Genomic DNA, 8,713 nt, shown 5'->3' on the forward strand with positions numbered 1-8,713 from the left:
GGCAGTTTCAGCCGAAGTTGCCGTTGTAGCCGTTAAGGCCTGACGTCGTCTGGAAGTTAAACCGCCACCAGAACGACACGCTGTTGTAGTAGATTAGGTAGGTCTGCCCGGCCGATTCCTGCGACACTGCGAATGAGATGAAGTAGTTGGAGTTGGTCTGGGGGTTCAGCTGCAGTTGGAACGCGTTCTCCCCGTAGGCTGAAGATGTCGTGAGGGAACGCACGTACTCGACGACCCACTGGCCGTTCGAATACGCCCCCTTTGCCTGCACTTCGAACGGGTTCATCATCTGTCTGAGGTTACTTATGCCACTGTAGTTACTGGTGTAGAATTGCGGGGTGTTGATCACCGGGAACTGTGCGGAAGGTGGGACCCCGCCGAGCTGATAGAAGGAAGTGGCGTTGGTGAACCCGTCAATGGCATAGGAGGCGTGTGACGGCATCCCAAACGCCGACGGATTGATCGCCGTCCCGTTGGGGTATGCAATTCCTGGGTAGGCGCTGTCCGTTGAAGAGTTGTCCGTCGGACTCCTAGACCAGATCCACATTTCTGCCGACCCGCCTGAGCCCGTTCCCAGCGCCCCGGAGGTACCCGGGACCATCTTCGGCTTGTATGAGACTTGGTACCACCCCGTCGTGTTTGCGCCGGGTGCAATGCCGAGCACCACTATCGCCTGCTCCGGATAGGTATGGCCTGCATTCTGCGCGAGCGGGAAGAAGCCTACATCCTGCGGGTACGAGCCGCCGTAGCAGCTCGAGAACTGGTAGACGCAGCTCGAGTTATACATCGGAATTGCCCTGTTGCTGATTGTGTCGTTGAGAATAGGGACCCCCAGAGTTGGAGGAGAGGTAGCGAAGTCAGGCGGTGCAGAAAACGCCATCCTAATCATGAGTTCAGGGACAGGCGTGGAGGCTGTCCAGGCCATCTGAACCGTGGCCTCGCCCGTATGTCCTGCAGCAGACCCGGGGTAGGACACCGACTCGATCAGCGGGACCGAGTAGGAGGGGACCGACGACCAGAAGGATTCTCCTCCAGGGTTGTTGAAATTAGGCGCGGCGCTGACCTCTTTGACGTAGACTGTCGCGAGCTGGTCGGACCCTACGTTGATTAGAAACGAAACTGAAAAGAAAATGATGATGAGGACGACCACGAAGACGGCCCCGACGAACAGATACTTCGAGTCTCTCCTCATGAGACCTTGCACCCAAAATACTTGAAAATTCTATTTAAACCTTCAATATCGGTGATAACCCGCCTGCTGAGTATCATGTACCCGACGAGGCCGAAGAGCACCAGGGCGACCAGGCTCAGGGGGATGTAATACCCGCCTGGGAGGTAGATGTAGATCAGCCAGATTATCACCGCCATCACAATCAGGAGTGAGAGCATGGAAGAAAGATAGCCATAGAAAGCGATCCCGCGGCGCACCCCGGCGTATCCTCCTACTTTCGTACCTATCGACCCCATCCCCCTGCCTCAGGCGCACGGTCTTGGCAATTCACGCTTAAATATTGAGAGCCCTAACTGAAGCGAGGGAAGAACACGTTCTTCGACATTCCTGCGCCCACCTTCAACGAGTTCGGGATATACTATTTCGTCTTCGGTCTGTTCATCGTCCTGGCCGGCGTCATGTACTACTTCATAGTCGTTGCCGACCCACTCCCTCAATACGACATCGAAGCCCTGACCGAAGAAGACGAAGAAAAAAAGAAGCAAGTTCATTCATAGGCCAGCGTCCGGCTTGGCTGGCCCTCCACTTTGACTGGGGCTGCCTCTGGCTTTCCTTATTACGAACAGGAAGAAGAGAGCCGCTGCGGCCCAGAGGACGATTATCACTTCCAATGAGGACAGGAAGGATCCGCCTGGAGATATGGTCTCGGTGGTCGCCACGATATTCGATGAGAGCAGTTGCAGAACTGCGCCTCCCTTCTCCACTTGTATTGCCAGCCCCGACGCTCTTTCAAACCAGAAATCGGAAACATTCCCGTCGGACGACCTGCCTGTGAACTCGACTGTCTGATAGGTTCCTGCAGGGACGGAGACCGACTGGTTTGCGACGAAGGTCAAGGGCGTGTGCTCGAAAACGAATTGGGCCCTCGTCAGGTTCTCCGGCGGGACGGCGGGGAACTGGCGAGGTGATTCCACACTGTCTGTTATGTTCATTTCGAAGGTTTGAGGGGGAGCCTCACCGCTCTGGGAAATGTTGGCCTGGATCTTTACCCCCATTGAACCATTCAGATAGACTTGGACGATGGTGAACGTAACATTCCCGTATACCCCCCCGAAGAACGCGACGAACCCCCCGAACTCCGAATAGGTCGCGACAGCGCCGGCTCGTGCATAGCTCGGCGGGGCTGATGTATGGATGAGCAAGGACCCTGAAAGCAGCACCCACGTCAGGACAAATAATCGCGTCGGCGTCATTTTGCTAGTGACTAACATGACCGAACTTCGCCCTGCTAGCCGTGTCTGCGCCTGCCAGCCGTCGTCTTCACAGTTCTTCTTTCTCTTTCGGCAGCCCGAAGAACTCCTGGGCGAAGACGACCGAAAGTGCACCCACTACGGAAATAATGTCGATGTACGAGAACCATTTTTCCCCTCCGAACTGATACAGGTACCAAATCGGGAGCATGAAAATGGCGTATACTGCGCAGCCGATTACCCAAATATGAGACCTTGCCCAGCTTGCCATCAGTCGGTGATCTCCGACAAGAAAAGAGCGCCGCCTATCATCGCTATCGCACCGCCCAGAGCCATCAGGGAAACTGCCTCGTTGTCGGCAACAAATTGGGAGATATCGGCGTGCCAGATAGCGTAGATCCAGAAGAAGAAAGGCACGACCAAAAGGAGAATGATGAGGAGGTTCTTGGCCGACCAATCCATGCTAATTCATGCCCTCCCGTGTCTCCGCCGACCTGATCCCCAAAGCATAAGACAGCTGCCGCATCAGCTTTCCGAAGAAACCGGGCTTTGCACTTCTAGAAATCTGGCCCCCGCCCTGCGCCGCGAGCCGGAGTCCAACGGGGTAGGCGTTGCGAGAATAGACTTTGGTCGAGTCGTAGTTATTCTCGTTGATCCTCGCCTGTTCTTCAAGGGCGAGGCCTGCAACTATCCATTGGGGCATCATCCGTGGAGCGAGCCTTTCCCCAAGCCTCCATGTCATGAATAGGTTGGTTGCGAAAGCGACCACCGAGATAGCCGCGAGCCAAGCACCAATCATCGCCATCTGGAACCAGGGCTCATAGAACGCCGGCCACGCGATTTCTCTTCTGACCGCACCTTCGAGGCCGATGTACTTGAATGCGACTTCTACCGCCCCCATGCCCACGGTCCATCCCACGAAGTGGAAATATCCAAGCCCTCGCGAATACATCTTCCTCCCGACCAGCTCGGGGTAGATGTAGTACAGCGCTGCGAAGAACGCCCCAAGAGTAAAGGTCGCCATCATGATGTGGATGTGACCGGGTATCCACAAAGTATTGTGGACCGTGAAATCGGCCGCCGGCGTGGGCTGGTTCGGCTCGGCCGTCGCCCCGCCTATTATGTTGCCTATGACGGCTGCGAAAATGAAAAGCAGGGGTACATCCCATTTCAAATGGGAACGGTAGATCGTGATGAGCATCAGTGTCCAGATAATGACAAAAGGAATGGCTATCATCTCTGTCGCCACCTGCGCAAAGATATTCCTGATCCAGATGGGAATGGGATCGACAGCCATGTGATGGATGTAAACCGACATCGTGAAGACGAAGAGCGCTCCAATCATGTACCGCAAAGTCCTCTCGCTGTAGATTGGCCTCTTGGCGTAGATGGTGACGAACCAGATCATCAGTCCCATGACCATGAAGGCGCCGAAATACACGAGCGGATGACTCTCGTACCAGAACGCTGCCCTGAACACCTCAACGTTTGGTATCGCGAGGACGTTCAGGCTCAGGCCGCCGAGAGGTGAGAGAATTGTCCAGATTATGGAGGCCAGGACGGTTATGATTCCGATTCCCATCGCAATGCAGTTCATCACGATGAAGGAGACGGGTAGGGAGAACTTTTCGTTTTTCAGCTTGTTCTTGTAGGCCGATCCGAGCAGGCCGACTATCAGGAGTTCGTCTCCGACGAACTGGATCAGCTCGGCGATGTAGAAGGATGATGGGTTCTTCAGCGGAATCAGGAAGGTGAACATGTACTGCGAGTTTGAGCCTATGACCATGAAGAGACCTATTACGACCATCCAATGCCCGAGGTTGGTCAGCCTCGGCCAAGCCAGTTCTCTTGTTCCTCTGATTGTCGGGACCGCGTAGTAGGCGATCGAGAACCCCAGCGTAAAGATAGTCCCAAAGAACATGACCACCGCGTGGTACGTCATCATCTGGAAGTAGGAAATAGTGGTGTACCCGAGTTGGGTGAGCGGCAGGAGGTCGCCCGCGGAGGAATAACCCGCTTGGGTGCGCAGGACGAGGGCGAAGGCCCCTGCAATGAAGAGCCAGAACGTGCCGAACGCGAAGAGTTTGAAAGAGAAGTGCTTGTAATCCTTGCTGACCACTATGTCCTTGAGTATTTCCCAGGCGGAGCTCTGTAATGGCACAGTCTCGTTCATGGCGCCTTCAGAGGGTCCAGCGCTCACCCGATCTCATCTATCCGTTTGTCCCGGTCAGGATCGGCGGCGGATTGTTGTCCAGCATCTTCAGCTGCGTCGCGTTTCCGGCAGCTGTGTCAGGGACCACGATGATCAAAGAGTCCATCCAGGGATGCCCAAGTCCATGGGCCGTGACTCCGCAATACTCAGAGCAGAAGACATGATAGAGCGACTGGCCATTCTGGAAGACGGTAGGCTGAAAATTCCACACGACGTAGTCTGTGTACCCAGGGACCGCCATGACCCCGAACTGGAAGCCCTGGGTCGCGAAGTTCCCTTCGGTATTGACGTAGAAACCATGGGTGACATCGGCGCTCCTAACCACGAAGAGAACAGGGATGTTCGCCTTGACGACAGTCACGGTGGCTTCGGGGGTCCCTCCTGGTCCGACAGCGTGTGGGGAGAACAAGAACTGCCACTGTTCGCCGGTGACATAGACCACCTGATACTGACCCTCTATCCTCGGATAGTCGGCCTGGGCGACTCCCTCGCCTACATTGTTCGCCTTGATGTAGCCCGCGAAGTCGTATGGAGTGTAGACGATTTCAAGTGTGACGACAGTAAGAAACAGGATTAATGTCCACGTCAGGAGGACATTACGCCTCTTCACGACATCCAAAAACGACCTGCCAAACTTATTAAGCTTTACAAGTCTGAACGATGCTTCCTACCCTCGGCCCGAAGGCATCTTCAAGAATCTGAACCCTATACAAGTGAGATGAAGTAGAAGACTATCGTCGCGTAGGTGACGACGCTGCCGATGAGAGCTCCGCTGAAATAGTCGGACAACCCCCCGGTTGTCCCAAACCTCAGCGTCAGGATCACTCCCATCAACAACGAATTGAGAATGGTCGCAACCAGGAAGGTCAAAAGCAGGCCGAAGAGCAAAGGAAGCGGAACTACGCCAGCAGCGAGAGCGGGTGACACGAAGACCAGATAGGCCGCAGATACAACCCCGCCAGTCAGGGCACCCAGCCCAAGAAGATATGGGAGCTCATTCCTCTTGCGACTCGCCATCTTGTTCTGACTCGTGTTCAAGGAGTTCGAAGGGCCCGAACCACGGCCGTTTGTCAATCCGGCGGCATGGTCTCTCAAATGATGTCAAGTACCTTCAGCATCCAAGAACTTGTCACCACCACCCCAATTGCCCCGAAGACGAGAAGCGTTGTGTCCATGTCAATGTTGGCCGCAGAAGAATAGAGGGGGAAGTATGGAGGCGTCCACACGCTCCATATGGACCCCATTATCCCCGCATGCATGAAGGCCACGTAGAGTAGGGAGACCTGCCACTTCGGCTTGATGGCCTGAAAGGACAAACCGACCAACGACCCTGAGACTATGTACGTCAGGTGTTCGAGAACGTGGACACTTTCATTCTGAACTGCCAGGTCGAAGTTCAGGGGGACGTGCCAGTAAGCGAATGTGATTGCGGGCAAGGCCACCACGAAGACGACCCCCCTGGTCTTCGTGTTTGCAACCATCACCGACGTGAACGCCTTCCAACCGATGTAGGTGAGTTTCCTAAGAGTGCCCAGCTTGCTAATTACATAACGCTCCAGGCCGTAGCCGAGAACTATGGACAGTGCGAACAGTCCGATGTGCTGAAACATGTGGACCGTCAAGTTCGCGTCAGCGATCAAATCCGCCGGGGGGGAAAGCAAGATGGATATCGATACCGCACCGCCTACGACAAACCACAAGGGGGTAATCCTCTTTCTTGGCAGGGACTGAACAGCAGGGCCGGTGCCCGTGGGATGCAATAGTTCACGCGACATTTTGTTTGGCCCAAGTTCCTTGCTTGGACTGGGTAGTCTCAATCAATCTGAGAATCTCCCGGTAACAACAGAATTAGCTTGCGACCGAGTCTTCCTACCGGGAAACCCGCATCCAAAAGCCATCCGAACAAAACGTCCGGAGATGTACTTAAGTTCAACGCGTCGTCAGGAGGTTTCCTGAGCCGCACAAGTGAGCTTGACGCTTGAGGTCGAAATGGGTTTACGCAATGGTTGCATTGGTGGCAATCCTACTGACTACCTATCCGCTCTGGTATGCCTATCTCTCAGGTCAATCGGTCAGCGGCCAATACCTTTGCGCCCCCTTGATTCCCTGCCAGACCCCGGCAACAGGGGTTGAATCCTGCACCTCGGTCTGCACGGTGAACATCGAGAATGCTACCTTCATCCCAGGAACGATCAAAGTGGCAGAGGGAGCGACCATCGTGTGGACGAACGACGACGGATTCTCCCATACAGTGACGCCGTTCAACAGCACCGCATGGGGCAGCCGGATCCTCGCTCCTGGGGAAAGCTTCACACTTACCGTTGGTCGAAACCTCACTGTGGGGGTCTACTACTATGATTGCAATATCCATCCTTCCATGATAGGCGAAGTGATGGTTCTTCCCCAATAGGTCCTTTGGGACTGAGCCGAGATCTGCTAACTCTACGCGAGAGCGAACTCGAAGATCGTGACCGGATTCCTTCACACCCTAACTATTTGGTCACAAATCAAAGATAGAGCCTTTGTCTGTCGGCTGAGCTTACTTTGGAAGAGACTCGAACTCACTTGCTGACGAGTCCAACCGGCGCCTGAAGAGGACTAATATCAGACCCGCAAGGAGGATGAATCATGACCCATTCGCGCTTTGCTGAAGCTCTGTCGGGCGAGCAAGAGGTCCAGATCACGGTCGTGAAGTCCGACGGAGGAAAGCGGACGCTGCCCGTATGGTTCACGGTCGAGGGAGACAGGTTGCAGATGCTGCCCATGTACGGGATCAAGACTCTCTGGTTCAGGGCCATCGCGAAGAACGGCGTGTTGACCATCGCGGTGAAGAAGGAAACAAAGGAAGCGAAACCAGAGATAGTCCGAGACCCGAGAGCAGTTGACAGGGTGAAGGCGAAGTTCGCTGCGAAATATGGGGCGGACGAGGTGAAAGGGTACTACCCTACTTCCGAGGTTCTGCTCGAGGTCAGGCTGTAGTGGCTAGCGTCTCCTAGCTACCCAGACCGGCATCCTCTTCGCGGTGCAGTTGCCGCAGAAGGCCTTCATCGAACGAGTGCCCTCGTCGAAGATCGTCGTTGAGTGCGACATGCACACTTGCTGCCCGCAGTCAGAGCAGGCAGTCACTGCGTGTCCTTTGCAAACCGAACATCTTGCCAATCATTTCACCTGGATTTTTTCGGCCAACGGGCACAGGACGAGCTTCGTCGAGCTTCAGCAAGGTCGTCGGAGCGGCGAGCCATGCGGAGTTGGCGCTAGAACACAGGACGCGGTTCTGGTTAATAAACGCTCGGCCTAGATTGGGAGCTTGACCTCGCCCTCGAACCTCGGGATCCCTTTCCCAGCTAGCATCCCGGTGTACTCCTCAGCCTTCGCCCTGGGAATCCAGGACGACATTGCCTTGGAGTTTCCCTCGGAGTCGCAGAGGACGACCGCCGCAGTGTCAGCCTTGCCAAGAACGAGAGAGTAGAGGAGCTCCGTCCCCACGGGAGTCCAGTCGCCGACGCCGATCTTCAGGAAGAGCATGGGGTAACACTGGCCCACAACGGGTTGCAGGACGTTGATGGCCTCCTGCACCCTAACTCTGCCCTCCTGTACAGCTTCGAAGTAGTCCAATTTCGCTTATCCTACGAGATATAGCAGTGCAAAAACGCCTGTCAGAGATAGGACTATCCCCAGAATCTGGTTCGGTTCGGGGCGTTCCTTCAGGAACGCTATGGCATAGGTGGTGGCGACCGCACCTCCCATGCCAGACAGCGCCGCAACGATTGGAAGCGAGCTCCCTCCCAAAGAGATGCCGTAGGTGAAGCTCAGGAACCCGATTGCTTCGAGGACCGACATGACCAGGATGGTGTTCGACAGGAGCGCCCTGGTGGGCCGGATATCCTGCTTCAGGAAGGGCGCGAGAAGGAAACCCGCCAAGGCGGCGACTCCACGCAGTACGACGGCGGGGATGGCGTAGTTCACGAAGGGCGAAGCATAGCCTACCCCGATGTAGACTACGCCGAAGAACACAGATGAGCCGATTGCCGAGCCGACTCCGGCGGTCATGTTGGGAGCACCCCGTCCCCGGAGATAGGC

General features: G+C 55.5%; 14 protein-coding genes. 2 read left to right on the forward strand and 12 right to left on the reverse strand.

The window, feature by feature from the left end:
- Window positions 1-7: 7 nt before the first annotated feature.
- From OK438_03310 to OK438_03355, 10 genes are all read right to left on the reverse strand, one after another.
- Window positions 8-1,192 (reverse strand): hypothetical protein, encoded by a 1,185-nt coding sequence (locus OK438_03310; GenBank protein MDA4124460.1) that lies wholly within the window; start codon window positions 1,190-1,192, stop codon window positions 8-10.
- A complete protein-coding gene (locus OK438_03315) occupies window positions 1,189-1,467 on the reverse strand; it encodes a hypothetical protein (protein MDA4124461.1) in 279 nt (92 codons plus the stop codon). The genes OK438_03310 and OK438_03315 overlap by 4 nt, the downstream gene beginning before the upstream one ends.
- A gap of 9 nt (window positions 1,468-1,476) precedes the next feature.
- Window positions 1,477-1,722, reverse strand: a complete 246-nt coding sequence (locus tag OK438_03320) for a hypothetical protein (GenBank protein MDA4124462.1) — start codon at window positions 1,720-1,722, stop codon at window positions 1,477-1,479.
- A complete protein-coding gene (locus OK438_03325; protein MDA4124463.1) occupies window positions 1,723-2,373 on the reverse strand; it encodes a hypothetical protein in 651 nt (216 codons plus the stop codon).
- 118 nt (window positions 2,374-2,491) lie between these two features.
- Window positions 2,492-2,692 carry a hypothetical protein gene (locus tag OK438_03330; GenBank protein ID MDA4124464.1) on the reverse strand — a complete coding sequence of 67 codons (201 nt, stop codon included), beginning with the start codon at window positions 2,690-2,692 and terminating at the stop codon, window positions 2,492-2,494.
- The gene (locus OK438_03335) at window positions 2,692-2,883 is read right to left on the reverse strand and encodes a hypothetical protein (GenBank protein MDA4124465.1); all 192 of its coding nucleotides are present in this window, start codon (window positions 2,881-2,883) and stop codon (window positions 2,692-2,694) included. Before OK438_03335 ends, OK438_03330 begins: the two co-directional genes overlap by 1 nt.
- A gap of 1 nt (window position 2,884) precedes the next feature.
- Window positions 2,885-4,621: a cbb3-type cytochrome c oxidase subunit I gene (locus tag OK438_03340; GenBank protein MDA4124466.1), complete on the reverse strand. Its 1,737-nt coding sequence runs from the start codon at window positions 4,619-4,621 to the stop codon at window positions 2,885-2,887.
- A 10-nt stretch (window positions 4,622-4,631) separates the two neighbouring features.
- Window positions 4,632-5,243: a hypothetical protein gene (locus OK438_03345; GenBank protein MDA4124467.1), complete on the reverse strand. Its 612-nt coding sequence runs from the start codon at window positions 5,241-5,243 to the stop codon at window positions 4,632-4,634.
- Between the two features lie 95 nt (window positions 5,244-5,338).
- Window positions 5,339-5,671, reverse strand: coding sequence for a hypothetical protein (locus OK438_03350; protein ID MDA4124468.1), 333 nt, complete (start codon window positions 5,669-5,671; stop codon window positions 5,339-5,341).
- A gap of 53 nt (window positions 5,672-5,724) precedes the next feature.
- The gene (locus OK438_03355) at window positions 5,725-6,333 is read right to left on the reverse strand and encodes a DUF1404 domain-containing protein (GenBank protein ID MDA4124469.1); all 609 of its coding nucleotides are present in this window, start codon (window positions 6,331-6,333) and stop codon (window positions 5,725-5,727) included.
- 314 nt (window positions 6,334-6,647) lie between these two features.
- Here OK438_03355 and OK438_03360 point away from each other — a divergent pair, with 314 nt between their 5' ends.
- Together OK438_03360 and OK438_03365 are read left to right on the forward strand one after the other, a co-directional pair.
- Window positions 6,648-7,043, forward strand: coding sequence for a cupredoxin domain-containing protein (locus tag OK438_03360; protein MDA4124470.1), 396 nt, complete (start codon window positions 6,648-6,650; stop codon window positions 7,041-7,043).
- A 218-nt stretch (window positions 7,044-7,261) separates the two neighbouring features.
- Window positions 7,262-7,612, forward strand: a complete 351-nt coding sequence (locus OK438_03365) for a DUF2255 family protein (GenBank protein MDA4124471.1) — start codon at window positions 7,262-7,264, stop codon at window positions 7,610-7,612.
- Window positions 7,613-7,927: 315 nt separating this feature from the next.
- Here the strand turns inward: OK438_03365 and OK438_03370 are convergent, their stop codons facing one another.
- Complete coding sequence (locus tag OK438_03370; protein MDA4124472.1) at window positions 7,928-8,248, reverse strand: hypothetical protein; 321 nt, start codon at window positions 8,246-8,248, stop codon at window positions 7,928-7,930.
- A 6-nt stretch (window positions 8,249-8,254) separates the two neighbouring features.
- Window positions 8,255-8,713: DMT family transporter (locus tag OK438_03375; GenBank protein ID MDA4124473.1), on the reverse strand; the 459-nt coding region annotated here is incomplete at its 5' end.

It is taken from the genome of Nitrososphaerota archaeon (genome assembly GCA_027887005.1).
Classification (GTDB): domain Archaea; phylum Thermoproteota; class Nitrososphaeria; order Nitrososphaerales; family Gagatemarchaeaceae; genus UBA183.